This window comes from Gluconobacter sp. Dm-73 (assembly GCF_018256215.1).
GTDB classification, from domain to species: Bacteria; Pseudomonadota; Alphaproteobacteria; order Acetobacterales; family Acetobacteraceae; genus Gluconobacter; species Gluconobacter cadivus.
Window position 1 is genome coordinate 15,658 of the sequence record NZ_JAERLW010000013.1, and the last position, 25,812, is coordinate 41,469.

Here is a 25,812-nt window from a genome sequence, read left to right on the forward strand (position 1 = left end):
CCATCATCCCCAATCAACGCAGGAGAGATGGAATCACAGAGGAACCCTCAAATCCAGAAGGTTTTTCGAACCCTCCAGGTCTATAAACCTGATCACGCCAGTCCGAAGAAGCAACCTCGTCGAAACCAACCGAGACCGCATCGTCCGTATAACCCAGAATAGCGGTAACTTGCTGGGTGATCGCATCCGCCAGACGCTGTTTTTGCTGCTCGGATTTACCTGGCCAAAGCTTCACGATGATATGCGGCATTGAGGATTCCTCACCAGGCCTGATTGGCTGGCCCTACTGTAAACTCGTTGATCGTTGTGTCTGCTGGGGCAGAAATCGCAAACGAGACTACGTCGGCAATGCGTTCGGGTGGGATAGCATGCTGATCGTACAGCTTTTGCATGGCTGCAGCCGCCCCGGGATCAGAAATGCCGCCGAGCAATTCAGTTTTCACCGCTGCAGGATAAATCGTGGAGGTACGAATATTGCTACCCTCCATGGCTGACTCCATACGAAGCACCTCCATGAAATCGCGAACGAACCACTTGGTGCCGCCGTAGATCGCGCTGCCAGGGTATGCTTTGAGACCGGCCACTGAGGAAACGGCAATGATCTGACCGTATTTCTGTGCCAGAAAATGAGGCATGGCGGCAGCAACGCCATTCAGAACGCCTTTGATGTTAATGTCGACGGCTGCATTCCATTCGTCTGTCTTCAAGGCGGATACGGGGGCTGTCGGCATCAGACCTGCGTTGAGGAAAATAACATCAAGACGACCGTATTTTTCTTTGGCCATGTTGACCAAAGCCTCATTATCACTCGGCTTCGTTACATCCGTCACGAGGTAGGTCGCTGTGCCGCCCTCGTCTTTGATAGCACTGACAATCTCCTTTAGACGCTCTTCTCTGCGCGCACCCAGGACAACTTTCGCACCCTGCCGTGCCAGAAGCCGCGCCGTCGCTTCGCCAATACCAGAAGATGCACCAGTGATGAGAACAACTTTATCTTTAATCATGATGTGTCACCCGTATAAATATTTGACTTATTGCCCGTATTGGTCGTCAGAGACGTGCTCGAGCCAGTCTACGACTTTCCCATTCTCGACTTCCTGAATCGCGATATGGGTCATGGCCGTCTCTGGAGCGGCGCCATGCCAATGTTTTTCACCTGGTTCGAAGAAAACCACGTCGCCAGGACGGATTTCTTCGACGGGGCCGTCCCATCTCTGTACGCGACCAACGCCTGATGTCACAATAATGGTCTGGCCCAGTGGGTGGGTATGCCAGGCTGTCCGTGCACCCGGTTCAAATGTCACGTTTGCACCCTGAACACGATCGGGAGCGGCGGGGTTGAAAAGCATATCAACCCGGACCGTGCCTGTGAACCAGTCTCCGGGCCCTTTGAAAGACGGCTTGTGACCTACGCGGAAGATTTCCATAAAAATTTCCTGTGTTTCGCTGTCAGGCCGGACGAGGCCTTGTTCCGAACACGATAAGGGATCTTGCTGAACTCGATTAGAGCATATAACGTGCATGAACCTTTGAAATAAGCTCAGCAATGCCACGCGATCATATCAATGAACTGACGGCTTTTCTCGCGGTTGCCAGGGAACGAAGCTTTACGCGAGCCGCTGCCGAGCTCGGTGTCACGCCTTCAGCCTTGAGCCACACGGTGAGAGGACTTGAGGAAAGGCTCGGAGTTCGCCTGCTGTCTAGAACGACCAGAAATGTTGCAACTACCGATGCCGGAGAGCAGCTTTAAAAGCGTGTCGGGCCCCTTCTTGAACAGGTCTCTACCGAACTCGACTCAGTTGCGTCTCTTGGTAGCAAGCCTGCCGGATCAATTCGTATCACATGCACCGATGCGGCCATAGAACTGGTGTTTCGACCTAAACTTCTCGAATTTCTCCAACAATACCCCGACATCAACATCGAATTCAGCATGGATTACGCTTTTGTTGATATCGTTGCAGAACGCTTTGATGCAGGAGTCCGTATCGGGGAAGCCATCGAGAAAGACATGGTCGCGACGCGTGTGGGCCCCGACTGGCGCTTTTGCGTCGTAGGATCACCGGATTATTTTCACCGTCATCTGCCCCCTGCAACGCCTCATGATTTGCGCCGTCATAACTGTATTAATATGCGGATGACGACTGCTGGAGGAAACCTGAAGTGGGAGTTTCGTGAACCGACAGGACGCGAAATCGCATTTCGTGTGGCAGGACAAACAACGTTTAGCAACTCTATGTTGGTCCTCGGTGCTGCTATTGATGGGATTGGGTTGGGCTACGTTCCTTATGATCTGGCAAAGCCCGATATTGAAATGGGACAACTGGTTGAGGTGCTTTCTGAATGGAGCTTAGAGTGTGAAGGCCCCTATCTGTATTATCCCAGCAGGCGATTACACTCACCAGCTTTTGCAGCGTTGGTAGAAGCCATGAGATATCATCTTCCTGTTTCTTAGAAATAATACCGTCATAACTGAGGAACAAATTTTTTAAGGGATTTGCGCCATCTTCCATAGCGTGTCGCGTATCCAGCAGTGCGCCTGATCGTCTCCGTAGGATCCATGCCAGATCATGTCGATCCTGACATCTGTGAGTGCTACAGGAGGCGGACTGGTCGTAAGATTGAAGATCTTTGCCAGCATTTGCGCAGGGCGGCTGTGCATGGTCGCTATCACGGGAGCCTGCACGAGCAAAGGAGCAACGCTCATAAATCTTGGCGTTGTCAGGGCAATTGAGCGGCTCAATCCCAGGAGCGCCAAGGCCTTATCAACCACACCATGCTCCCCAGGTCGCAAGCTTGTCAGCAGATGTGGGAATTTAAGAAAATCGTCGAGAGAAAGTGGTGTTTTTAATTTTGTGATATGAGAATTGAAGAGAACCAGATATTCATCCCGCATTAAAAGACGGCTTTTATGGTGGGTTTGTGCACCACTGAAGGGTCCTATACCAATCGCGAGATCGATTTTGTTTTCATCTAGCGTATTGAGGACGGATTCAGGATCAACGTTATGTAGGCGCAGGCGAATTCCTGGAGCCTTTTCCTGAAGGTACGCTAGAAATCGAGGCATCAGAAGCATTTCGATACTGTCTGGGACTGCAATCCTGAAAAGACGTTCAGCTGTGGCTGGATCAAATGGTGTTTCACGCCCTAACAAAGCCTGAAGACTACTGAGGGCCTCTCGCACGGGTAGGCGGAGAGCTTCTGCGCGCGGGGTGCGTCGCATGCCGCCCGCATGTCGTGTCAACAGTTCGTCTCCAAAAAGAGTTCGAAGACGCCCTAAATTATGGCTCATGGCAGATTGGCCGATCCCCATCAGCTTTCCAGCTTTTGTCACACTTCCCGTTTCCAGAAGAGCATCCAGAGCGATCAGAAGATTCAAATCGAGCCCAGCCAAATTGATATGATCGATACCCACCATTGACCTCATTTGTTTGTTTGATCCTGGCTGTTCTCTTATCTTCTGGCAACGGCTCTGGGGCAGATAAGCCAGTCAATCAAAAAGAATCAGGGGAGGGGAAGCATGGCGTTTATATCGCCCGATACGAAGGCTGTTTCCGACGCTCTGTCGACAATCGTGACTGAGATTTCTCATGCCTTACACTCTGTACGTATTGAGAACTGTAAAAGGGCAGCACGCATGATCGCATCTGCGCCGCGCCTGTATTTTGCAGGTGCCGGTCGCAGTGGCATTGGGATGGGAATGAACGCAATGAGGTTCATGCATCTCGGACTGAAGGTCCACATGCTGTCTGAATCAACGGCACCGGCCGTAAGTTACGGAGATGTCGTAATTATTCCGTCAGGATCCGGGAGCACGGACAGTATGCTCGCGATCGCTCGTAAAGTGGTCCGTGCGGGAGCAGATGTGATTGCCCTGACCACAGCAGCGGACAGTCCCTTGAGCCAGATCGCGACTGTCTCGATCATCATAGATGCTGCTGGGAAGCAAAGTTCACATAGAGGATCCACGGTTCAGTACGCCGGGTCGCTGTTCGAACAGGCGGCCATTCTGGTTCTGGACAGCCTCTTTCATGCCATCTGGCAGGCCAACCACCTCGAAAAGGACGTGCTTTGGGCCCGTCACGCAAATTGGGAATAATGTCATGAAACTTCAGATTGCTTTGGATCTTCTGCGCACGCGAGATGCTCTCCTTCTGCTGGGAAAGGTTGCGCCATATGTTGATATTATCGAAATTGGTACACCGCTCGTCAAAGCAGAGGGTTTAGCGGTTCTCAGGGCTATCAAGACTGCTTATCCAGAGAAAGAACTCTTCGCAGATTATAAAACAATGGATGCCGGGGAGCTTGAAGCCACCATGGCGTTTGAAGCGGGGGCTGACTCCGTTGGCGTGCTGGCCCTTGCGAACGATGCTACGATCGCAGGTGCCGTTAAAGCCGGACATACGTACCAAAAACGGGTCGTTGCTGATTTGATTGGTGTGCCTCCACAGAACCGTCTCTCCCGGATTTCCGAACTAAAAGATCTGGGGGTTTCTCACGTCGAACTCCATGCGGGATTGGATGAGCAATCTTTACCTGGGTACAGCATTGTTGATCTGCTCAAGACAATTTCCGGAAGCGTGCTTCCATTCGCCGTAGCGGGTGGGATCAATGCTTCTACAATCGTGACAGTTCGGGATGCAGGTGCCGAAGTTGCTATCGTGGGAGGGGGAATCTATGGCGCGGAGGATCCTCAGGACGCAGCCCGAAGACTGCGCAGTGCCATCAAATGAAGCAATAAAATAATTAAGGAGCTGAACATGAAGTCACGGGCTGCTGTTGCTTTTGAAGCAGGGAAACCGCTTGAAATTGTCGAAATTGATGTTGCGCCTCCCCGTAAAGGAGAGGTGCTCATTCGGATAACGAATACTGGCGTCTGTCATACAGATGCGTTCACCCTGTCAGGCAATGATCCGGAGGGGCTTTTCCCAGTTGTGCTGGGGCACGAGGGCGCTGGCATTGTCGTCGAGGTTGGCGAAGGTGTCACAAGTGTTGCCCCAGGAGATCATGTGATCCCGCTTTACACGGCGGAGTGTGGGAAATGCGAGTTTTGTCTGTCTGGGAAAACCAATCTTTGCATTGCTGTTCGTGCCACTCAGGGCAAAGGTGTGATGCCTGACGGAACAACGCGTTTTTCGTATAATGGTCAGCCTCTGTATCATTATATGGGCTGCTCGACGTTTAGCGAATATACGGTTGTTGCAGAAGTTTCGTTGGCTAAGATCAATCCTGAGGCCAATCCCGAACACGTCTGCCTTTTAGGGTGCGGTGTCACGACGGGTATTGGCGCAGTGCATAATACAGCCAATGTTCAGCCGGGGGATTCCGTTGCGATCTTCGGCCTGGGCGGTATTGGTCTTGCTGCGGTTCAAGGGGCACGGCAGGCGAAAGCAGGGCGCATTATTGCCATTGACACCAATCCGGAAAAATTTGCGTTAGCACGCCAGTTTGGTGCTACAGACTGCTTGAACCCCAAAGATTTTGATCGGCCAATTCATGAGGTGCTGATCGAGATGAGTGGCTGGGGCATCGATCACACATTCGAGTGTATTGGCAATGTCCATGTCATGCGCTCAGCCTTGGAGGCCGCGCATCGTGGATGGGGACAGTCTATTATTATTGGTGTCGCCGGAGCGGGGCAGGAAATCTCGACACGTCCGTTTCAACTGGTTACAGGACGTGTCTGGAAAGGCTCTGCTTTCGGCGGTGTCAAGGGACGTTCCCAGCTTCCGACTATGGTCGAAGACGCTATGAAGGGGGATATTGAACTTGCGCCCTTCGTCACGCACACGATGCATCTGGATCAGATTAACAAGGCTTTTGATCTCATGCATGAAGGAAAATCTATTCGGTCAGTTATTCACTTCCATTGAGGGAATAGGTGGACCCGTCTGTCCGGACAATTTCGGGCTTGAATAAGCTAGAGGGTTCGAAAATCCCTCTGGTTTTGAGTTTATCTGTGTGATTCCATTTCTCCTGAATTGATTGAGGGCGTGGATGATGAAGCAGTCTGGTTTGTTTGATGTTGAAGAGCGGCTTGCCCGGTTGAGCGGGCTTGGTGATCAGCTCGAAGCCTTTTCCCAGATTGTGGATTTTGCAGTGTTCCGTCCTGATCTGGAGGAGGCTCTGGCCTATTCCGATGGAAGCACGGGCGGACGATAGCCTGTCGTCCATGCGCTTCCTTGGGCTGGGGCTTTCAGATCGTGTTCTTGATGCCAAAACGGTCTGGCTGTTCCGTGAGTGCCTGACGCAGATGGGAGCGATCGAGGGTCTGTTCAATCGCTTTGATACAACCCTGCGGAACGCAGGCTCTCTGCCGATGTCAGGCCAGATCCTGGATGCAGCATTGATAGCCGCTCCAAAGCAGCGCAATACGAACACTGAGAACGCCGACCTCCGGGCAGGACGTATCCTCGATGACTGGCAGGACAAGCCGGCAAAGCTGTCGCACAAGGATCGTCATGCGCGCTGGACACTGAAGTTCATGAAGGCGAAGCGGCAGGATGACGGGACGATCCCCACAACGGATCTGGCCACTCCATATCCAGCGGTCCAATGCAGGAAAGTCCGTGATCCGATCCCGCGTCGAGCACGTCTTTGCCGATCAGAAATCACAGACAGGGCTGTTCGTCCGAACTTTCGATATTACCCGGGCCACCATGAGGATCGGGCTCGCCAATATCGTCTACAACATGCGCCGCTTCCTCTTCCTGGAGCCGATCAACGCGAGCGCGTAGTCATCCAGCGGGTAACAGCCCCCAATCTGCTCAAAATGCAGACCGGATGCCATCGCAGAATCAGAACCAAGGCACATCAACAAACGGTTCTTCGATCCCTCCATATGGACAACAGCCCAAAGTATTTCGCGAAAGCCAGATCCGCGAGCTTGAACAACGGATTGAAATCGTTATCGCAGAGGCAGAAGAACTCTCCGCCAAAGCACAGCTTCTCCGTTCCATTCCTGGTATCGGCCCGGTATCAGTCGTCATGCTTCTCGCAGAAATGCCAGAGCTCGGCCGCATGACAGCGACAGAAGCCGCTGCCATGACCGGACTTGCGCCAATGGCTCACGATAGTGGTGCAATGTGCGGAAAACGTGTCATTTCAGGGGAAGGAAGATCTCTCCACCACGTGCTGTTCCAGGCAGGATTAACAGCTGCCTGCCATAATCCTGTTCTGAAAGCTGCCGCCGAACGCATGAAACAGCGGGGTAAACCACATAAACTGATGATCGTCGCTATCGCACGGCGTCTCGTCACAATCGCTATCCTCAAAACCGGAGTGCCATAGCGCATTAGCTCCGCCGCTTAGACACAGTTGCGGGTTTATTTATATCCTTGAAATAATTTCGACAAAATTACACGGTTTGTGATTGCTATCTAGCTGATATTTTAAAATATCATCCCACCCATCTTTGACTGCGCCTGGTGATCCGGGAAGCGCAAATAGTAATTTCCCACGGGACACTCCCGCCATGGATCTAGATTGTATTGTAGAGGTCCCTATCTTTTTATAAGACAACATTCGAAACAGCTCTCCAAAACCGGGAATGTATTTATCTAAAACCAGATCGAATGCTTCCGGAGTGACATCTCGTTTGGTTAATCCAGTTCCTCCTGTGGTAATTATAACATCAACATCCTTATTATCGATCATGATATTGAGCGCGTCAGTAATTCGATTGATATCATCTATTTCAATCGACCTAGCCGCAAGAACGTGCCCTGCCTCCATGACTCTGTCGGCCAAGATCTTACCAGAAATGTCGGTTTCTAAATTCCGGCTATCTGAAATAGTCAGAATGGCAATCCGAACGGGTATAGAGTTGTTCAAGTTATTATCTTTCCACTTTTATTCCGGACGCGACTTTAGCTTCCCCGTCTCAAGTTCATCAGCAAGAGCATCAGCGTGATACACCGTCCTCAATGCAGCCATGATGGCACTTGTATCCGTGGAAACAGCACGATTGCGCTCGATGTCGTAATAAAGATCGCCCGCCAGGCTATCGAGGTTACCGTCAAAAATCAGGCCAACGACATCGCCTTGACGGTTAATAACAGGGGAGCCTGAATTGCCGCCGACAATGTCATTGGTCGACACATAATCAAGCTTCGTAGAGAGGTTTAGATGTGGCTTCGCATCCAACCAGACTTGCGGCAGACGGAACGGATCACTGCCCGTTGCATGTTTGTACATCCCTGCAAAATCCGTGAAGGGTGCAATGACCTTTGCGCCATCCTGGAAGCCTTTAACTGTGCCGTAAGATAGTCGCGGCGAGAACGTGGCATCCGGATAAAGTGTATCTGCCTTTCCTTCTGCCTGAGCACGCGCGAACTGGGCCCGTGCAATCGTACCCTGGGCTTCGTGCATCGGTGCTTCAATCTGGTCACGGCTGCGATTGCGGATCGTGTCCAGAACCGGCTCTAAGTGACGTGCCAGAACGATCATTGGATCTTTGGATGATTCAATGGCCTTGACGCCACCTTTGTAAAGCGCGAGACGCTCTGCGGGATCCGCCAGTTTCGTGCCCTGTATCAGTTCTACGGCGCGCTCATCCGGGCTTTTTTTTCCCAGAATCAGATGGACCGCTGCATCATCCTCACCGAGTATCTGGCGCATGGTCGTCATACCTAACGCCAAAGTCGTAGTTTCCAATTCAGTATGCACCGGCACTTTCGCAGCGATCTCGGTTTCAAGTGCGGCTAATTCCGCATCATGGTAACCGGACCGACGCTCTGTATCTGGCTTCTTTCGTTCATGCGCCGCTGACACCAGCATAACAGCGTCCCCCAGCAGACCATGAACTGTGCGTGTTATGGCAAAATCATGCACATAATACTGACGCTGCACAGCAAGAGCGGCTTCCACTTTTTTGTACGGATCACCATAAGTCTTGCGACGTTCTGCATCTGCGTCAATCCACGCCTGAAGGGCTTGATCTTCCGCCTCGCGCTTTTCTATCACTTCAGGTTCACGCAAAGCCTTTGCTGTACCAGACAGAGATTTCAGTGCGTTCTGAACACCGAAAAGCGTATTTTGTGCGTCAATTAGGTGGGTCTTGCTTTCTCTGGAATACTGCCACAGCGCTCCTTCAAGGGTCGAATAAGCAGCAATAATGGTTGGCAGACTGACATCTCGTTGAAATGCCAATGCGCTGGCCGGAAGGGACCGTTGTGTGCGTCCTGGGTTTCCGGATGTGAAAACCAGATCACCAGCCTTGGGGCCCTTTGGATCGAATTTAAAAAACGGCGTATGAACCGGCTTGCCGTCTTCAAACACCCGCAGCATCGATAGATCAATATCATAACGCGGGAATGTAAAGTTATCGGGATCACCACCAAAGAATGCTATATCCTGATCGGGCGCCATCACGAGACGGATATCCTGATAACGGCGGTAACGATAAAGCGCCGTCTGTCCACCATGATAGAGTGTCACGACATCGCAACGCCAGTGTGAGGCATCACCCAGCGCGCATTCCTTGGTCAGGACACTATTGGCAACCTGCAAAGCTTTGCCATATTCCGCACCATGTTTTCCTGCGGTCATTTCTGCGACACGACCCGTTACATCTTTCACCTGATCCAGACGATCCAGTTCCATCCCCGGACACTGAGGCTCTTTTGAGACCTCTCGAGCCGAGAAACCATCATGGAAATAATCGTGATTTTTGTCAGACAGATCCGTGAGACACGTATTGGCACAATGATGATTTGTCATCACCAAACCATCACCTGATACGAACGAGGCAGAGCAGCCTTCCGCCAAGCGTGCCGAAGACTGAATGACATGGTTAATCCATTCGACAGAGGGTTCAAACCCATATTGCTGCTTCATCTGCCGAATAGGCAAATGATCAAACGTCCACATGCCTTCTTCAGCCTGAGCAGATCCAATAAACGCAGGAATAATTGCAAACAAAATTGATTTTTTTCTCATAAATAAACCCGAATTAAGAACCTTAAAGATACGGAAACATAACTTTACTTGACGTTTTACATTGTAATAATTCCCGTTCCTTGTTTAACGAATTTTAGTATGTTAACTCGCGTCGAAACACTTTATTTTCGGTGGCTATCATTACGTTATAACATCACAAATAACCCGACATCGCAATATTCGTCAAGCATAAGACTAACGTATTCGATCCCGGACTTAAGTTGCGTAGAAATAATCAATAGCCTCCTTGTATATATTGGGATTTCGAAATAGATGTCGGGGCGAAGTCAGAAATGTAGAAATTATTATAAATATTATTCGTATAATCACTTATCCCAATGATATCTAACAACCAAAGAAATCGTGTCGATAAGCTAAAAGACTTGTGCCAAACGAGACTCCGATGCTTTGGCGATTAAATTGATAGCGGATTCCATGTCCAACATTGGTGTTTCTGATCTTCCATATTCCCGGATAGACACGGTGCCTGCCTGTGCTTCCTTCTTCCCGACGATCAGCAACATGGGTACTTTCGCGAGGCTGTGTTCGCGGATTTTGTAAGCGATTTTTTCATTGCGCAAATCGGGCTCTGCTCGGACTCCACGTTGGCGGAGCGCTTTAATCAGATCGACTGCGTAATCGTCTGCAGCGCCGGTGATTGTTGCCACCACGACCTGAATGGGTGCAAGCCAGAAAGGCAGGTGGCCGGCATGGTGTTCAAGGAGAATGCCGATGAAACGTTCAAGCGAACCGAACAGGGCGCGATGCAGCATGACGGGCGGATGTTTTTCTCCATCCGCGCCAATATAATGCGCGTCCAGACGCTGAGGCAGATTGAGATCGACCTGAACGGTACCGCACTGCCAGTCCCGGCCGATTGCATCACGCAGTACGAACTCCAGCTTGGGACCGTAAAAAGCGCCTTCTCCTGGATTGCGTGTGTAGGAGAGGCCTGAAGCTTCGACCCCGCGCTGTAACGCTTCCTCCGAGCGATCCCAGATCTCGTCCGATCCGACACGTTTGTCAGGCCGGTCGGAAAATTTGATACGGACATCTTCAAAACCGAAGTCCTTATAGATCGAAAGCACGAGATGGCAGATCCGCTGCGTCTCGGCCTCCATCTGTTCCGGTGTGCAGAAAATATGTGCGTCATCCTGCGTGAATGCACGTACGCGCATCAGGCCATGCAACGCTCCTGACGGTTCAAAGCGATGGACTTTGCCGAATTCGGCCATCCGCAGGGGCAGGTCGCGATAGCTCTTCAGGCCTTGGCGGAAAACCTGCACACCACCGGGGCAATTCATAGGCTTGAGGGCGTAGGTACGGCCTTCGGTTTCGGTGGTGAACATGCTCTCCCCGAATTTTTCCCAATGGCCAGAGGCCTGCCAGAGCGACAGATCCATGATGTCGGGCGTATTGATCTCCACATAGTTCTCGGCCTTCTGACGTTCGCGCAGATAAGCGAGCAGGGTCTGGAACAGTGTCCAGCCGTTCGGATGCCAGAACACCGCGCCTGGAGCTTCGGCCTGGAAATGGAACAGATCCATCTCGCGGCCGAGACGACGATGATCACGCCGTGCTGCTGCTTCCTGACGCTGCTCCCACGCGGCGAGTTCGTCGGCATCACGACAGGCCGTTCCGTGAATCCTCTGCAGCATTGGATTGCTTCGATCACCTTTCCAATAGGCACCAGCCGTACCGAGAAGTCGAAAGGCGTGTCCGATCTGTCCTGTGCTGACGAGATGTGGCCCTCGGCAGAGATCGACGAAGTCGCCTTGTCGATAAAAGCTCAGGGTGGCATCAGCAGGCAGGGACATGATGATCTCGGCCTTGTAGGGCTGTCCATTCTCCCGGCACCAGGCAAGTGCTCTCGCGCGATCCCACTCCTCCCGGATGATCGGCTCGTCCCGGTCGACGATCTCGTGCATCCGTGCGTCGATCCGAGCGATGTCATCATCGGTGAAAGCGTGCTCAGCTGCGAAATCGTAGAAAAATCCCTGTTCCGTGGCGGGCCCTGTCGCAAGCGCGGTGCCGGGAAACAACTCACTGACGGCTTGTGCCAGAACATGGGCCGTGTCGTGACGGATCAGGGAAAGCGCATCGGCGTCCGACCGGAAGACAGGGTCAGCCCGTTGGTCACCAGTTGTGGAGGAAAGATCGCTGATAATGCCGTTCACACGGCAGGCGAGCATATCCTTTGGTGGGTGGGATGAAGGACGGGAAGAGATGGTGGTCGGTAACATGAGAGAGCCTTAACGGAGAAGAGCGGCGAGGGGGCGCGGTTCATTTGGGCGCGCGTGTCGGAAGCTTGTGCTTTTGTTGTGTCGGCAAGAAAGACGGGCAGACGCTGCATCGTGCGCAGACGCCCTGAACTTCGATGACCCGATGCCGGACCTGAAATCCAAGGGTCTCGGCCGCAGCGTCGATCAATTGACAGGATAGCGTATTTTCCACCGCTTGCGCGGCACCACATCGATCGCAGATACAGTAGACGAGGTGAGAGGGATCGTTTGCCCAGATCCGCACGAAGGCATTTCGACTTTCGAGCCGTCCCACTAACCCGCTGGCAATCAGCTTTCCGAGAGCCCGGTAAATTGTAGTCGGAGCAATCCGCGGGCAATTCGAATGACTGACACACCGTAGGATGTCGTAAGCCGAAAGTGGGACGTTTGCCTTCGTCAGCACGTCGAGTACATCATTCCGTAAAGACGTGGTCCGCCTTTTGAAGGCATCGCAACCTTGACGTGCGTCGCGAGACGGCGGCATGACACGCTCTATCATCGGGAAATTGTATCCATCACGAGGACCGGCCCAGGCCTTGCACCGTTTGCGATATTTGCCGGGAGACGATGAAGGCATCCGAGTTTGCCTTCAGCCGCCCCTTTAATGAACACTACTGCGAACGGTGTCAGGGTACTGACAATACCACTCTTTGGATTTTGGCTGCCGCACCACTCTGGTCCAGCGCTTCCATAGGCGCAGATCAGCCGAAGTGCATCGGGGGGCAACTCGAACGCAGTCTCCCCACGGGATGGCGTTATTAGCTGGATGTGCTGCCGGACGCCTCCTGTCAGCGCACCGAACAGTGCGGACAAGTCCCTGACATCAGTCAGGATGAGGGGAGACCAGTCCTGATGTAAAGCCGGGTTTACAAGGGAATCTGCGATTTCCGAAGGTGTGCCGGCGAGAGTGAGAGCAGATGGGGCTTGTGAGCAGTTTGTGAGAGTTCCTTCCCATGTTGCCGGAATCCGGCGCCCCCACACGACCATATCGACATCCGGTCGCTGCAGATCCATCACGACTGTCGCGTGGGCACAGGCGACCACATGCGGTGCAAGACGGCCCAGAGTACTGTTTTCCGGTGGGTCGATTGTTGGCGCGGGCCAGCTCTCAATGAATAGCATGGCGCCGAGACTTTCCTTCGGCGCGCGCGCGGGTGGAGTCATATCCGTCGAGACAGAATGTTGCTGTGAGGGAGGGGGCATGGTTCCCGAGCTTGACGATAGGTGGCGAACGTCTTTATGGTTACGTTATAACATAACATAGTCAATAGCAGATAAACTTCAATGGACACACTGATGGACGTTCCACGGCAAGTGAGAACCCGGCCGACCCGGGCTCAGGCGGAAGAGGCGGTGCGAACCCTGCTCGCCTGGACCGGTGATGATCCTGATCGCGAGGGGCTTGCCGGTACGCCTGACCGCGTGGTGCGGGCCTATGAGGAGTTTTTCGAGGGATATCATGACGACCCGGTCGCTCTTCTGGAGCGGACCTTCGAAGAGAGCGGTAACTACAACGAGATGGTGGTGCTACGCGATATCCGTCTGGAATCCCATTGCGAGCATCATATCATTCCGCTGATCGGTAAGGCGCATGTGGCGTATCTGCCCGACAAGCGGGTAGTTGGCATCAGCAAGCTGGCGCGTCTCGTGGACGTCTTCGCCCATCGTCTACAGATCCAGGAAAAACTGACGGCCCAGATCGCGGATACAATCCAGGGCGTGCTTCAACCGCGTGGCGTCGCGGTCGTGATCGACGCGGCTCACCAGTGCATGACCACACGCGGAGTACATAAGCCAGGCGTGAGTATGGTGACCAGCCGCCTGCTGGGCGAGTTCGAGACGTCGGAATCTCTGCGGCGCCAGTTCTTCACTATGGCGGGAATGGGTGGCGTGTGATGGGCACAACTGTATCTTCTGTGTCCACGGCATTTGGGTCGCGCGTCTCAATTGAGCAGGTCGAGGAGGGGAGCGATCTCGCCCCACGTTTCGACGCCAGCGGACTGCTGACCGTGGTCACAACGGACGCAGAAAGCGGTGATGTCATGATGGTTGGCGTCATGAACGCAGAGGCGCTCGCACGCACTATCGCAACCCGTGAGGCGCATTACTGGAGCCGGAGCCGTCAGTGTCTCTGGCGAAAGGGCGCCACGAGCGGGCTGGTCCAGCATGTCCTCGAAATGCGGATCGACGACGATCAGGACGCGATCTGGCTGCGCGTTCACACTGCGGGCACAGGAGCGAACTGCCATGTGGGTTATCGAAGCTGTTTTTATCGGCGTGTTGATCTCACTTCTGAGGAAGGCCTTCCGTCATCATCGGCAGCACTCCTCTTTTGCGAAACGCACAAAATATTCGATCCGCTCGCCGTCTATGGCGACGCCCCAAACCCGACAAAGCTTTAGAGGAAAAATCCCCATGGATGACCAACTTCCCGTTACCGTGCTGTCCGGCTTTCTTGGCGCGGGAAAGACGACCTTGCTCAATCACGTACTGAATAACCGCCAGGGCTATAAGGTCGCGGTCATCGTGAATGATATGAGCGAGGTCAACATTGACGCCGCTCTGGTGCGCGAGGGCGGCAGCAATCTGTCGCGTACCGATGAAAAGTTGGTTGAAATGACCAATGGCTGCATTTGCTGCACGCTCCGCGACGATTTGTTGCAGGAAGTACGGAGGCTCGCAGAGGAGCGGAAATTCGATTATCTGCTCATTGAATCTACAGGCATTGCGGAACCGCTGCCCGTAGCCGCAACGTTTGAGTTTCGTGACGAGAGTGGCGTCAGCCTGAGCGATATCGCACGGCTGGATACGATGGTGACGGTCGTTGATGCGGTCAATCTCCTGCGCGATTATTCTTCCAGCGATTTCCTGAAGGATCGGGGTGAAACGGCCGGGGAGGACGACGAGCGTGCCCTGGTCGATCTGCTCGTCCAGCAGATCGAGTTTGCGGATGTCGTGGTGATCAACAAAGTCTCCACCGCTACATCGGATCAGGTTGATGCGGCGAGGCAGATCATTCGTGCGTTGAATTCGGACGCTGATATCATCGAGACCGACATGGGGTCTGTTCCTGTTGAGCGGATCCTGAATACAGGCCGTTTCGATTACGACAAGGCACATCAGCATCCGTTGTGGTTCAAGGAACTTTACGGCTTTTCCAGCCATGTTCCTGAAACAGACGAATATGGCATCCGTAATTTTGTCTATCGTGCGCGCCGTCCGTTCCAACCAGCGGAATTCCAGGCCTTTCTTGACCGGAACTGGCCGGGTGTCGTGCGCGCCAAAGGTCATTTCTGGCTGGCCACGCGCCCGGACTGGGTAGGCGAAATGAGTCAGGCCGGAGCCCTTGTGCGGAGCGAGGCGCTGGGGCTGTGGTGGACGGCGATCCCGAAAAATCAGTGGCCGGATACTGATCAGTGGCGGGACTTCGTATTGGGAAACTGGGATCCGGTCTTCGGCGACCGTCGTCAGGAAATCGTCTTCATCGGCAATGGAGATATGGATGAATCCGGACTTCGGCAGGAACTTGATGCCTGTCTTGTTCCAGATCTCGGAGACACCCCTTTTGAGCCGTCACGCTATGCACGCCTCCCTGATCCCTTTCCGCTTTGGCGTCGCCAGTCGGAAAGCCTTGAGTCGGCCTGAACGAATTACCACACGCTATTATTGAGGAATATTTTCATGAAAACCCGAGCTGCAATTGCGTGGGAACCTAACATGCCGCTTGAGATCGATCTGGTTGATCTCGAAGGCCCGAAAGACGGCGAGGTTCTGGTCCGTATCGTGACCACGAGCCTGTGTCATACGGATATGTTTACCCTGTCGGGACATGATCCGGAAGGACGTTTTCCATGTATTCTTGGTCACGAGGGGGTGGGGATCGTCGAGGATGTGGGTAAAGGTGTTACCTCTGTCGCTCCGGGTGATCATGTCATTCCGCTCTATATTCCCGAAGACCCGAACTGCCCGATGATCCGTTCGGGCAGAACCAATCTCTGCTCGACTATCCGCGAGACACAGGCGCTCGGTCTGATGCCAGACGGCACCAGCCGTTTTTCATATAAGGGCCGCCAGATCTTTCATTACATGGGCACCAGCACGTTCAGCGAGTACACCGTGCTGCCCGAAATTGCCGTGGCGAAGATCACCAAAGAGGCGCCGCTTGCGAAAGCCAGCGTCATGGGGTGCGCCGTCCCGACAGGTATGGGAGCCGTGCGGAACGCCGCGAAAGTGGAAGCGGGATCGACTGTGGCCGTCTTTGGTCTCGGTGCGATCGGCATGGCCGTCATTCAGGGGGCTGTCATGGCCGGTGCTGCAAGGATCATCGGCATCGACACCAATCCGGCGAAGTTCCTGCTGGCCCGAAATCTGGGGGCGACCGATCTCGTCAATCCGACCGATCATACCGATCCAATCCAGAAAGTTATCGTGGAGATGACGGGTGGCGGCGTGGATTATTCCTTTGAGGCGATCGGTCGGGTCGATGTCATGCGAGCGGCCCTTGAGTGTTGCCATAAAGGCTGGGGTGAATGCACAGTCATCGGTGTCGCTGGGGCTGGCGAGGAGATCTCGACGCGGCCTTTCCAGCTGATCACGGGACGGGTCTGGCGGGGCACGGCCTTTGGGGGGGTAAAAGGGCGTTCGCAGTTACCCGGTATGGTCGATGAATGGCTAGCGGGGAAGTTTAGCGTTGACCCTTACATCACCCACAACATGACTCATGATCGGATCAATACGGCATTTGACCTTCTGCATCGGGGAGAGGCCATTCGTTCTGTCATGCACTATCAGCCAGGCGAAACCCTGTCGAATAACCTGCCCGGCAAAATTCTGACCGATCTTTAAGGAGACGAAACGTGGCTATGCTGAGACCTAATCCACGTGGTGATTTTCCCGTAGTTTCTGAAAGCGCCTTTGTCGACCCGACCGCGATCCTGTGCGGTCATGTGATTGTCGAGGACGATGTCTTCATCGGTCCCTATGCCGTTATTCGCGCCGATGAAGCCGATGAAAACGGCCATGTCGAGCCCATCCGGATCGGGAGTGGATCGAACATTCAAGACGGTGTGGTCATCCACTCAAAAGATGGCGCGGCTGTGACAATCGGATCGCGCACATCAATCGCCCATCGCTCGATCATCCACGGTCCTTGCATTGTTGGAGACGAGGTATTCATTGGCTTCAATTCCGTGATCTTCAACTGCACGGTCGAACGGGGTTGCGTGGTAAGGCATAACTCCGTTGTCGAAGACTGCGTCTTGCCGGAGCAGTTTTATATTCCGTCCACGACAACAATTCATTCGAATACAGATCTATTGACGATTACGCAGGTCACTCAGGATGCGACGGCATTTTCTGAGAGCGTCGCGGAGATGAATGTTAGTCTGGCACACTCCTATCGACGTATAGCCAATCAACTTTAAAACTTCCGTCAAGGGACGCAATTAAAGAGGTACGAACCAATTTTGGCTGAATGGGGACCTTATTCTCCTGGAAAAACCGGAGGGTTTTTAGAGCCCTCCGGTTTGTCGGTTCGGTGAACACCACGGGCGCCAGGAAATCCAGTTGGAACCGCATATCTGGCGATCATCTGCTAAGTGGACACTATCGTACCATGAGCAGTGGCCCACGAGGTTTTGCCTGACACGCCAGGATGTAGCCCGCCTTCTTGTCTGCCGCCGATAGACCGACTTCGCAACCGGTTGTGATGGTGCCTTTTATGAGCTTGACTTTGCAGTGTAGGTTGTGCCCGATAGCGAGAAGCTGATCGGATATTCCTTGGTGTCCGGCAGGTTATCTCCGTGCGACAGAACGCCGCCGAACGATTCACAGGCGATCCGTTCAGGTGAAGTCCCGAGTTCATCACACAATACAAGCGCCGCGGCGACCATAGCAACTGGGCCGCAAATACGCATATGATGATCGGCTATAAAACGGAAGGGAAGCCGTTCACCTACCAGCGGGCGTCGTCTGAACGAACGGATATCTGGCGTTTCGGCTCGCACGTGAATGATATACATGGTGCCCGCTCAGAATCCTGCGGGGCGTTTGTTTTCTTCCAACGCCGTGCATGCCGCTGCATTGTTATACGTTGTAACGATATCGTTCAGTGCGATCCTTGTGTTAACGCCGGTGCGTGCAGACCGAGTATTGATCGCTACACGAAAAAAATGATTAAAGCGCGCGGGATTAGACCATGCCGGCTGCGTCCGGCGCCTGTACTCTGCGAAGCGGCGGGCAAAAGCATTGTCTCTCTGACCAGTTAGCGGATCGCGAGACGGCACGACACAACGCTGACAGGGGTTTATTCCCAACCACTCTGTGCCACCAAGGTGAAACTCGACTTCGTCTCCAAGTCCTCCGAACAGTGCATCTTCCCAAAAAGCCGGGACGCCCCCGATCTCGATATTGGTCCGAAAGCGGGCCCGAACTTGCTCGACTGGCAACCCGAACCATATTCCAATCGTCTCTAGCGTCGCAACGCTGATGATAGTCGGACCAGGCGAATCCGTATCATCAGGATGTCCCGTAGTGGTATCCGCCCGAAGGTGGACTGGAAAACCGAAAAACCGACTTAGCCATGCCTCTATTGGTCTTGCAGTGCCATCAAGATTGAACAGAACAGTAGGCAGACCTCGACCAGAGTCATCTCGTAGGCTTACGGTCCGTTTATCAAGATCGAAACCAGCGCGGATGCGATGAATCTCTGCGTGGTTCTTGCCGTTAACCACACGCCCCTGTGCGTCAAATAGAGCCCAGCACCGGTCGTCTGCCAAGGCCCCGCTAGTAAGAACCCGCGCATTTGTGACTTCCACCGGATCCAATGATTTAATCGGAAAGATCAGAATGCGGGAGATAAACGGAACCGATCTGGTCATTTTTCATAATCTCGCGAGGAAATTTCAGATGTTAGAAACTATGTTGGAGCGGCGGATCTAATACGTCATGGCAGCCTTGTTTTGAGGACTGTATTGGTGATTGCAATGAGACGCCGTACGATAGCGACGATCACCAGTTTGTGTGGTTTACCCGATTGTTTCATGGGTTTGGAAACATCTTTCAGAAGGGTTTATGGCACGCAGTTGCCAATCCTGCCTGAAACAGGGGCTGACGGAGAAATCTTCCTCCCCTTGAAATGACACGTTTTCTATGCATCACGCCATTGTCATGAGCCATTGGTGCAAGTCCGGCCATGGCAGAGGCTTCTGTTGCCAGAATACGATCAAGTCCTGGCATTTCAAACGGATAGTGTTTCTTTTTCTAACTGATCCTGGCCACTCGGCCCCTCTGTTCTGACGTCGACATCCAAGGCTTGAATCACATCAGACCGATTTTCCAAACAGACTCTCAAGCCGTCGATGCCCGCCCGAGCCTGATCTTATACGGAAAAATGGAATAAGCGCTTGAATATAAGTGAGCGTTCACTTACCTTGCTTCCGTAAGGAGAACCCATGCCGACCTCACGCCGTTCCAGATTGTCCGCGACTGACCGCAAGCAGGCCATCCTGTCCGCTGCAGCTCCCATTTTCGCCCGGCTCGGTCGGGACGGTGCGACGACCAAGGAAATCGCCAGAGCCGCTGGTGTTTCCGAAGCTTTGCTTTATCGGCACTTTACCAGCAAGGACGTGCTTTATGCGGCGCTTGAAACTCACTGCGTTGAAGCGAATGCAGTTGGCAGCCGTATTCTCGCCGAGGTGACGCCTTCAACTGAAACACTGGTCATGGGTGTCGCCATACTCGTGCACGCAGTGTTTCCCGGTATTGGCGATGCGCAGTCTCACGAAGACACCAAACGCCTTGTGACGGCCAGCCTGCTTGGCGATGGCCAGTTCGCAAAGGCGTTCCTCGACCAGCATGTAAAGCCGTGGGTCAGCGTTTTTTCGCAATCATTCAGGGCGGCTCAAGACGCGGGAGACGTCGAATCTGGCATTCATATCGGTCATGCAGAGATATGGTTCGTCCATCATCTAGCGAATACTTTGCATCTCATCAGCCTGCCCGACATCACGGTCGTTGAATACGGCATCACACGAGACAAGCTGGTCGAGAACACTATCCGGTTTCTGTTGCGCGGGCTCGGCCTCCAGAACGCCGTCATAGACCGGCATTACGACCCGAAAAAACTCAAGATGATCATTATATCAATGGATCAGAAAATATGATGGAACCGATCAGGACTATAGGCGTCATCGGTGCAACGGGGCGGCTTGGCGCGCCAGTTGCAGCGGAACTGGCAAAACATTTTCAGGTGAGGGCAATCGTTCGTTCGCCAGACAAAGCTCGGAGGATACTGCCGCCTAATGTCGAAATCGCCCAGGCAGATCTGCGGGACATTGCGGGGTTGCACAAGGCGCTCGACGGGGTGGATGCGCTCTATCTCAACCTTGCGACCGACACGGCGGATTTGACGCTTCCCTTCTACGAAGAGAGGGAGGGTGTGCGGAACTTGATGAGCGCCATCAAAGGGTTGAATATTAATTATATTGCTAAAATCGGTGCTCTGGGCGCCTATCCTCCCGCGCTCAACACTATCAGACATAACATCGTGCCCAATATTATTCGGATGGAAGGGCACAAAATCATCGCGGATTCCGGTATTCGTCATACGTTTTTCGCGCCGACCCATTTCATGGACCTGCTCCCAAATATGATCAGCGGTCGAGCGCTCCAGTGGATCGGGAATACACACATCAAAATCTGGTGGATCAGCTCCGCCGATTATGCGCGCTGGGTGATTGAGGCGTTTCAGAATCCTGAGGCAATGCCTGTACATTGCCCCGTACAGGGGCCGGAAGCGATCTCCGTCAGGCAGGCGCTGGAGCGGTTTGTCCGAAATTATGATCCGACACTTAAAATTCGCGTGGCTCCACTTTGGATCATGCGGATGATCGGTCTTTTTAATCCGAAAATGAAGTTCGTCGCGCATTTGTTTGCGTATTTCGGGGATCACGAAGATCCGTTCTATGCCGAAAAAATCTGGCAGGAACTGGGCAAGCCCACAACGACGCTCGAGATGTTCGCGCAGGAGCTGCGGCAAAGTCGGCATTTACAACAAGGCGCGAAATGAGCGGGTCAGGGAATAAAGCGATGATCACACCTAAATGTCTGAAAGACGGCCAAACAGGACGGGTCATGCCGGTCGTAGACTTTAATCGCTGTGAGGGAAAAGACGCCTGCGTCGCCGTATGTCCTTACGACGTGTTTGAAGTGCGCAAGATCGATCCGTCCGATTATCGCGATCTTTCATTTGTGGGCAAAATCAAGAGCTATGTCCACGGAGGGATGGTCGCCTATACCCCGCATGCTGATCAATGCCGTGCTTGTGGTTTGTGTGTGAAAGCATGTCCTGAGCGCGCAATCAAATTGGTAAAAATTTGACGTTCATACAAAGATGACTGCGCATTTTTTTCTATAATCAGAATTTCTGCTGATGTAAGTCGTCATGACTCCTCGTGCTTTGGGGAAGCTATGACAGCCTATCTCTTTCTGGAGAGATTTATCTGTCATAGCTATTTTGAGCGCCCATTAAAAATCTCACTTTACATGACTACCCAATACTGATGCGACAGCATCGCGCAGCCATACTGCGGCAGGATCACGATCACTCCGGGCTGACCAGATCATCGATACTGCCGGGATACGCAAGTTCAGTGGAACGGGACGGATCGTTAAACCGAAATGCGCGGCATGTTGCTGAGCGATCCGGCTGGGAAGCGTAGCCAGAACGGGGGCGGCTGCTGCGGCAGCAAGTGCCGTCAGAAAATCTGATGCAGCGAGGACCACGTTGAGTTCCTGACCAATCTGCATCAGTGCGTCTGACAGGCATCCCTGGATGTCATCTTTCAGCGTCATGAGAACATGGGGCAATGCAAGATAACGCTCAACCGTGATTGGAGCATCCGGATCGATCAGCTTCGGGTTGAAGCAGCAGACGAGAGACTGCTCATACAACGATACCCCACAATGGCGTTCCAAACCGAAATCAAAACACCCAACTGCGATATCCAGCGCCCCCGTATCCAGTAATGTATAGACCTCACTCCGAGGAGATCCACGTGACAGCAGTCGTATTCCAGGTGCATGCCGTTGCAAATAGGCCGTCAGTTTAGGCATCAGAAAGACTTCAAGTTCGGACGAAAAGCCGAAACGAAAGATGCGCTGTTCCGTCGCAGGATCAAATTGTTCCTCAGACATCAGGATGTGCTGAGCCTGCCTTAACAACTCCGCAACATGTGACGCCATGGTTGACGCTTTGGCGGTCGGTTGCATGACAGCACCGGTTCTGACGAGCACATCATCGTCCAGTAACATTCGGAGGGTGGCGAGTGCATGGCTCATTGCGGGTTGTTGAATGCGAAGGCGTCGTGCCGCCTTTGTGACGCTGCGTTCTGAAACGAGGGCGTCGAAAGCAATCAGAAGATTGAGATCGAAGGAACGAAGATCGAAATGATCAATGGGTTTCATATTTCAAATCGATTTGTATGATGTTTGCGCGCACCCTAACGTCTGATGCGACGTAAAACAATCGTATTGAGTCAATCATGGCAGCAGCTTTTCAAGTGGGTGACGCCCGTGTCACGTGTATTCCCGAACTTCATTGGGATAACGCGCGCCCTCACAAACTGTATCCGGATATCGACGCTGAGGCACTTGCAATATTCGGTCCGTATTTGACGCCAGGATCATTTAACCCCGTGACCGGTGGGCTCGCGCAGGGAACTCATGCGTGGCTTGTTCAGGTTTCTGGTCTCAATATCCTGGTTGATACCGCCACAGGAAACGACAAGCCGTTACCTGCCGCACCGGCACTGGATCATCTGCATACGTCGTTTCTCGAACATCTTGCAGCCGCAGGCGTACAACCGGAGCAGGTTGATACCGTTCTGCATACGCATATTCATGCCGATCATGTTGGATGGAATACGCGTTTGCACAACGGAAAATGGGTGCCGACCTTTCCGAAAGCCCGTCATGTTTTCTCAGTGATTGAGGCCCGATACGGCGCCAGCAATGACGGTATTGACCCTGCTCCAGACCTACCTCCAGAGATCTTAGGGCGCCCGGACCATCGCCCACTCCCACGTGTCTATACAGACAGCATGCTCCCCGTTATCGAAGCCGGGCTGGGAGAGGCGATTATCATCGACGGTCAAGATCTTCTTGCAGGTTTCTCTTTTCATCCGACCCCTGGGCACAGCATCGATCATGCCTCGATCCGGCTGCGGTCGGATGGTGAAGACGCGTGGTTTACAGGAGATGTCATGCACCATCCTCTGCAGGTTTATCGTCCGGATCTGCGGTCCGTTTACTGCGAATTCGTTCAGCCTGCCGAGCGCTCGCGGCAGTGGTTTCTTGGAGAAGCGGCTGAAAGCGGGAGTCTCTGCTTTACCAGTCATTTCGCGGAAACGGGTGCCGGATATGTCAGGCGTCGTCCAGAAGGTTTTGCATGGGAATTTGCGCAACTAAATGTAGGAGACGCCAGATGACAAATCTGCTTATGGAAAACCTGTTCATTCCGAGTGATACGGACAATATCTCGCTTCATCTGCGCCATAAACGACGTGCAGACATCCAGATATTTGGTTCACAGCGCACTATCTTGCTGATGCATGGCGCGACGTTGCCGGCAGAAAGTCTTTTCGATGTTCCTGTTGGGGAGGGGGCATTCATGGATGTTCTCTCGCGGGAAGGATTTGACGTTTATGCGCTCAACGTGCGGGGCTTCGGAGGATCAACGCGTCCTGATGGAATGGGAGGTGCACCTGAAGCTGCGCTGCCTCAGGTCAGGACCGAAACAGCAGTACGCGATCTGAGTACTGCTGTTGACTATCTTCTCGCAACGCTTGCCATCCCACGTCTTTGCCTGATCGGAATGTCCTGGGGTGGCACGGTTACCGGCGCATATACGGCTGCTCACAATGACAAGGTGGAGAAATTAACGCTGATTGCACCGCAATGGATCAATGACGGGGTTTCTCGTCTGGATCCGGGTGGTCCAGTGCCTGCTTATCGCCGCTTTAATGTTCAGGCATTTCGCCAGCGCTGGCTTGAAGGCGCACCTGAGCAGAAACGCGAAGAGATTCTGCCAGCAGGGTGGTTTGAACAGTGGGCCGCAGTTATTCTTGCGAGCGATCCCGCAGAGCAGGATGGAGTGATCCGGGCGCCTGCGGGTGTCATTCAGGATGTGCGTGACTACTGGTCCGCAGGGAAGGCGTTTTACAGTCCCGAAAAGATCACGGTCCCGGTTCTTCTGCTTCATGCTGAGTGGGATTTGGATGTAACTACTCAGCAGATGGGAAACCTGTTTCCACGTTTTCTCAATGCCCCGTATCGTCGCTGGACGGAGATTGGGGAAGGAACGCATATGGTGGTTATGGAAAGGAACCGATGGCAGGTGCTTGAAGAAATTCTGATCTTCCTGCGGACTGCCCCTCATTCAAAGGGTTAAATTCTAGGAAGTGTCCTGATCTGCCGCGTGTTTGACCTGTTCTAGCGGGATAGACGCGATCCATCATTGAAGTGGATCTCGTCGGGATTGCTTGCAAAACGAGCTGCTTTCTCGTCCAGGAAAAATGAGCACTCTCAGGTCGCCTCGGCCGCAGCATTTCGCCTGATAGCCTGAGGCGGCTGATGGAACTCCCGCAGGAAGGCGCGTCGCATCCGTTCGGGATCATGAAAGCCTGTCATGACGGCGATGGCTTCAATGGGGAGGGTAGATCTCTCCACCTGCTCGCGTGCGGCTTCGAGACGCAGTCGTTCGACTGCTTTTGCGGGGCTCATCCCCACCGCTGCCCGGAAACTGCGAGAAAAATTTCGGGGGCTCATGCCGGCCTGACTGGCCAGAATATCCACGGTCAGGCGCTGTTCCAGGTTGGACCGGATCCATCCCAACAGTTCGGCAAAGCGTTCCTGAGGGCTCGTCATCTCGAGGAGTGCCGAGAACTGGGACTGTCCTCCGGGACGGTGATAGAACACCACCATTTGCTGCGCCGTACGACGGGCAATATCGGCCCCAAGATCTTCGGCAATCAACGCCAGCGCCATGTCGATGCCAGCGCTGATCCCCGCAGATGTCCAGATCAGGCCATCATGAATATGAATGGCATCTGCCGAAACCCGGATTTTAGGGAACTGTGCTGCCATGGCCGGGGCTTGTTGCCAGTGTGTCGTCACACGACGGCCATCAAGCATGCCAGCTTCTGCCAGCAGGAAAGCCCCTGTACACACACTGCAGATACGTCGCGCATTTCTGGCCTGATGCCTGATAAAGTTCAGTAATTCTGGGCAGCTCATAGCCTGCCTGTGGCCTTCGCCTCCGACAACGATAAGCGTATCGAACGACCCTGCCGCCGCGAGCGGAACCGTCTCGATCGTCATCCCGGAAGACGACCGGACCAGACCACCATGGTGGGACAGGGGCGTCATCTCATACGGAGCCGCCCCAAATCCTCCGGCAAGCTCGAAGGCTGCCGTCACTCCGGCAGCGTCGAGCAACTGGAAGTCTGGATAGAGAAGAATACCGATCTGTCTGGTCATGGCTTGAAATGAGGGATCGTTGTCCTTTCGTCAAATGCTCTTTTGGAAAACACTGACA

At 53.4% G+C, this 25,812-nt stretch carries 29 protein-coding genes and 2 pseudogenes; 17 read left to right on the forward strand and 14 right to left on the reverse strand.

What is annotated here, in order from left to right; all coding sequences use genetic code 11:
- Nucleotides 1-13: 13 nt before the first annotated feature.
- Genes JK176_RS13125 through JK176_RS13135 form a run of 3 tightly spaced genes read right to left on the reverse strand, consistent with a single transcriptional unit; the run spans nucleotide 14 to nucleotide 1,427 of the window.
- The gene (locus JK176_RS13125; protein WP_235993403.1) at nucleotides 14-250 is read right to left on the reverse strand and encodes a tautomerase family protein; all 237 of its coding nucleotides are present in this window, start codon (nucleotides 248-250) and stop codon (nucleotides 14-16) included.
- Between the two features lie 10 nt (nucleotides 251-260).
- Nucleotides 261-1,004 carry an SDR family oxidoreductase gene (locus JK176_RS13130; RefSeq protein WP_086649792.1) on the reverse strand — a complete coding sequence of 248 codons (744 nt, stop codon included), beginning with the start codon at nucleotides 1,002-1,004 and terminating at the stop codon, nucleotides 261-263.
- A 27-nt stretch (nucleotides 1,005-1,031) separates the two neighbouring features.
- Complete coding sequence (locus JK176_RS13135) at nucleotides 1,032-1,427, reverse strand: cupin domain-containing protein (protein ID WP_086649793.1); 396 nt, start codon at nucleotides 1,425-1,427, stop codon at nucleotides 1,032-1,034.
- Nucleotides 1,428-1,546: 119 nt separating this feature from the next.
- Here JK176_RS13135 and JK176_RS15195 point away from each other — a divergent pair, with 119 nt between their 5' ends.
- Together JK176_RS15195 and JK176_RS13140 are read left to right on the forward strand one after the other, a co-directional pair.
- Nucleotides 1,547-1,750, forward strand: a complete 204-nt coding sequence (locus tag JK176_RS15195) for a LysR family transcriptional regulator (RefSeq protein WP_346343830.1) — start codon at nucleotides 1,547-1,549, stop codon at nucleotides 1,748-1,750.
- A 78-nt stretch (nucleotides 1,751-1,828) separates the two neighbouring features.
- A pseudogene (locus JK176_RS13140) lies at nucleotides 1,829-2,452 on the forward strand (LysR substrate-binding domain-containing protein); the annotation flags it as partial.
- A 33-nt stretch (nucleotides 2,453-2,485) separates the two neighbouring features.
- Here JK176_RS13140 and JK176_RS13145 read toward each other — a convergent pair.
- Nucleotides 2,486-3,415 (reverse strand): LysR family transcriptional regulator, encoded by a 930-nt coding sequence (locus JK176_RS13145; protein WP_206035025.1) that lies wholly within the window; start codon nucleotides 3,413-3,415, stop codon nucleotides 2,486-2,488.
- A gap of 102 nt (nucleotides 3,416-3,517) precedes the next feature.
- On the opposite strand from JK176_RS13145, the gene hxlB reads away from it, so the two are divergent.
- The 5 genes and pseudogenes from hxlB (at nucleotide 3,518) to JK176_RS13170 (ending at nucleotide 7,287) form a co-directional block, all read left to right on the forward strand.
- Nucleotides 3,518-4,096 carry a 6-phospho-3-hexuloisomerase gene (gene hxlB / locus JK176_RS13150; RefSeq protein WP_211514752.1) on the forward strand — a complete coding sequence of 193 codons (579 nt, stop codon included), beginning with the start codon at nucleotides 3,518-3,520 and terminating at the stop codon, nucleotides 4,094-4,096.
- A 4-nt stretch (nucleotides 4,097-4,100) separates the two neighbouring features.
- Nucleotides 4,101-4,730 (forward strand): 3-hexulose-6-phosphate synthase, encoded by a 630-nt coding sequence (gene hxlA / locus JK176_RS13155; protein WP_099287725.1) that lies wholly within the window; start codon nucleotides 4,101-4,103, stop codon nucleotides 4,728-4,730.
- A 27-nt stretch (nucleotides 4,731-4,757) separates the two neighbouring features.
- Nucleotides 4,758-5,870 (forward strand): S-(hydroxymethyl)glutathione dehydrogenase/class III alcohol dehydrogenase, encoded by a 1,113-nt coding sequence (locus JK176_RS13160; RefSeq protein WP_077804050.1) that lies wholly within the window; start codon nucleotides 4,758-4,760, stop codon nucleotides 5,868-5,870.
- 124 nt (nucleotides 5,871-5,994) lie between these two features.
- A pseudogene (locus tag JK176_RS13165) lies at nucleotides 5,995-6,734 on the forward strand (transposase).
- Nucleotides 6,735-6,780: 46 nt separating this feature from the next.
- Nucleotides 6,781-7,287: a transposase gene (locus tag JK176_RS13170; protein ID WP_235993402.1), complete on the forward strand. Its 507-nt coding sequence runs from the start codon at nucleotides 6,781-6,783 to the stop codon at nucleotides 7,285-7,287.
- 39 nt (nucleotides 7,288-7,326) lie between these two features.
- Here the strand turns inward: JK176_RS13170 and moaB are convergent, their stop codons facing one another.
- From moaB to JK176_RS13195, 5 genes are all read right to left on the reverse strand, one after another.
- Entirely contained in the window at nucleotides 7,327-7,830 is a 504-nt protein-coding gene (gene moaB, locus JK176_RS13175) for a molybdenum cofactor biosynthesis protein B (protein WP_077804051.1), read from the reverse strand.
- A gap of 18 nt (nucleotides 7,831-7,848) precedes the next feature.
- Nucleotides 7,849-9,936 (reverse strand): S46 family peptidase, encoded by a 2,088-nt coding sequence (locus tag JK176_RS13180; RefSeq protein WP_077804052.1) that lies wholly within the window; start codon nucleotides 9,934-9,936, stop codon nucleotides 7,849-7,851.
- A gap of 374 nt (nucleotides 9,937-10,310) precedes the next feature.
- On the reverse strand, nucleotides 10,311-12,113 hold the full coding sequence (gene thrS / locus JK176_RS13185; RefSeq protein WP_408874195.1) for a threonine--tRNA ligase: 1,803 nt from the start codon (nucleotides 12,111-12,113) through the stop codon (nucleotides 10,311-10,313).
- Between the two features lie 106 nt (nucleotides 12,114-12,219).
- Nucleotides 12,220-12,795 (reverse strand): Fur family transcriptional regulator, encoded by a 576-nt coding sequence (locus tag JK176_RS13190; protein WP_338030064.1) that lies wholly within the window; start codon nucleotides 12,793-12,795, stop codon nucleotides 12,220-12,222.
- Nucleotides 12,714-13,421, reverse strand: a complete 708-nt coding sequence (locus JK176_RS13195; RefSeq protein WP_077804055.1) for a DUF1826 domain-containing protein — start codon at nucleotides 13,419-13,421, stop codon at nucleotides 12,714-12,716. The genes JK176_RS13190 and JK176_RS13195 overlap by 82 nt, the downstream gene beginning before the upstream one ends.
- Before the next feature lie 93 nt (nucleotides 13,422-13,514).
- On the opposite strand from JK176_RS13195, the gene folE reads away from it, so the two are divergent.
- From folE to JK176_RS13220, 5 genes are read left to right on the forward strand one after another with little or no spacing between them, the layout of a single operon-like run.
- Nucleotides 13,515-14,114: a GTP cyclohydrolase I FolE gene (gene folE, locus JK176_RS13200; RefSeq protein WP_233142725.1), complete on the forward strand. Its 600-nt coding sequence runs from the start codon at nucleotides 13,515-13,517 to the stop codon at nucleotides 14,112-14,114.
- The gene (gene hisI / locus JK176_RS13205) at nucleotides 14,114-14,620 is read left to right on the forward strand and encodes a phosphoribosyl-AMP cyclohydrolase (RefSeq protein WP_149026849.1); all 507 of its coding nucleotides are present in this window, start codon (nucleotides 14,114-14,116) and stop codon (nucleotides 14,618-14,620) included. The genes folE and hisI overlap by 1 nt, the downstream gene beginning before the upstream one ends.
- 13 nt (nucleotides 14,621-14,633) lie before the next feature.
- The gene (gene zigA / locus JK176_RS13210; RefSeq protein WP_099287159.1) at nucleotides 14,634-15,863 is read left to right on the forward strand and encodes a zinc metallochaperone GTPase ZigA; all 1,230 of its coding nucleotides are present in this window, start codon (nucleotides 14,634-14,636) and stop codon (nucleotides 15,861-15,863) included.
- Between the two features lie 36 nt (nucleotides 15,864-15,899).
- Nucleotides 15,900-17,063 (forward strand): S-(hydroxymethyl)glutathione dehydrogenase/class III alcohol dehydrogenase, encoded by a 1,164-nt coding sequence (locus JK176_RS13215; protein ID WP_211588220.1) that lies wholly within the window; start codon nucleotides 15,900-15,902, stop codon nucleotides 17,061-17,063.
- A gap of 17 nt (nucleotides 17,064-17,080) precedes the next feature.
- Nucleotides 17,081-17,641: a DapH/DapD/GlmU-related protein gene (locus tag JK176_RS13220; RefSeq protein ID WP_211565290.1), complete on the forward strand. Its 561-nt coding sequence runs from the start codon at nucleotides 17,081-17,083 to the stop codon at nucleotides 17,639-17,641.
- Between the two features lie 294 nt (nucleotides 17,642-17,935).
- Here the strand turns inward: JK176_RS13220 and JK176_RS13225 are convergent, their stop codons facing one another.
- The 3 genes from JK176_RS13225 to JK176_RS15200 all read right to left on the reverse strand — a co-directional run bounded on the left by JK176_RS13225 (nucleotide 17,936) and on the right by JK176_RS15200 (nucleotide 19,454).
- Nucleotides 17,936-18,238, reverse strand: a complete 303-nt coding sequence (locus tag JK176_RS13225) for a hypothetical protein (RefSeq protein ID WP_063904072.1) — start codon at nucleotides 18,236-18,238, stop codon at nucleotides 17,936-17,938.
- Nucleotides 18,239-18,247: 9 nt separating this feature from the next.
- Nucleotides 18,248-19,096, reverse strand: coding sequence for an MOSC domain-containing protein (locus tag JK176_RS13230; protein WP_063904071.1), 849 nt, complete (start codon nucleotides 19,094-19,096; stop codon nucleotides 18,248-18,250).
- A 181-nt stretch (nucleotides 19,097-19,277) separates the two neighbouring features.
- Nucleotides 19,278-19,454: a transposase gene (locus JK176_RS15200; RefSeq protein ID WP_077804061.1), complete on the reverse strand. Its 177-nt coding sequence runs from the start codon at nucleotides 19,452-19,454 to the stop codon at nucleotides 19,278-19,280.
- A gap of 215 nt (nucleotides 19,455-19,669) precedes the next feature.
- On the opposite strand from JK176_RS15200, the gene JK176_RS13240 reads away from it, so the two are divergent.
- Genes JK176_RS13240 through JK176_RS13250 form a run of 3 tightly spaced genes read left to right on the forward strand, consistent with a single transcriptional unit; the run spans nucleotide 19,670 to nucleotide 21,596 of the window.
- Nucleotides 19,670-20,380 carry a TetR/AcrR family transcriptional regulator gene (locus JK176_RS13240; RefSeq protein ID WP_077804062.1) on the forward strand — a complete coding sequence of 237 codons (711 nt, stop codon included), beginning with the start codon at nucleotides 19,670-19,672 and terminating at the stop codon, nucleotides 20,378-20,380.
- Nucleotides 20,377-21,285 (forward strand): SDR family oxidoreductase, encoded by a 909-nt coding sequence (locus JK176_RS13245; RefSeq protein WP_077804063.1) that lies wholly within the window; start codon nucleotides 20,377-20,379, stop codon nucleotides 21,283-21,285. Before JK176_RS13240 ends, JK176_RS13245 begins: the two co-directional genes overlap by 4 nt.
- Before the next feature lie 20 nt (nucleotides 21,286-21,305).
- Nucleotides 21,306-21,596, forward strand: a complete 291-nt coding sequence (locus tag JK176_RS13250; RefSeq protein ID WP_064275570.1) for a ferredoxin family protein — start codon at nucleotides 21,306-21,308, stop codon at nucleotides 21,594-21,596.
- Nucleotides 21,597-21,752: 156 nt separating this feature from the next.
- Here JK176_RS13250 and JK176_RS13255 read toward each other — a convergent pair whose 3' ends face one another.
- Nucleotides 21,753-22,682, reverse strand: coding sequence for a LysR family transcriptional regulator (locus tag JK176_RS13255; RefSeq protein ID WP_211588221.1), 930 nt, complete (start codon nucleotides 22,680-22,682; stop codon nucleotides 21,753-21,755).
- 230 nt (nucleotides 22,683-22,912) lie between these two features.
- Here JK176_RS13255 and JK176_RS13260 point away from each other — a divergent pair, with 230 nt between their 5' ends.
- A complete protein-coding gene (locus JK176_RS13260; protein ID WP_346343832.1) occupies nucleotides 22,913-23,704 on the forward strand; it encodes an MBL fold metallo-hydrolase in 792 nt (263 codons plus the stop codon).
- Nucleotides 23,701-24,666, forward strand: a complete 966-nt coding sequence (locus JK176_RS13265) for an alpha/beta hydrolase (protein ID WP_077804065.1) — start codon at nucleotides 23,701-23,703, stop codon at nucleotides 24,664-24,666. Before JK176_RS13260 ends, JK176_RS13265 begins: the two co-directional genes overlap by 4 nt.
- A gap of 134 nt (nucleotides 24,667-24,800) precedes the next feature.
- On the opposite strand, the gene JK176_RS13270 is transcribed toward JK176_RS13265, so the two are convergent.
- On the reverse strand, nucleotides 24,801-25,754 hold the full coding sequence (locus JK176_RS13270) for a GlxA family transcriptional regulator (protein WP_063904064.1): 954 nt from the start codon (nucleotides 25,752-25,754) through the stop codon (nucleotides 24,801-24,803).
- Between the last annotated feature and the right edge of the window lie 58 nt (nucleotides 25,755-25,812).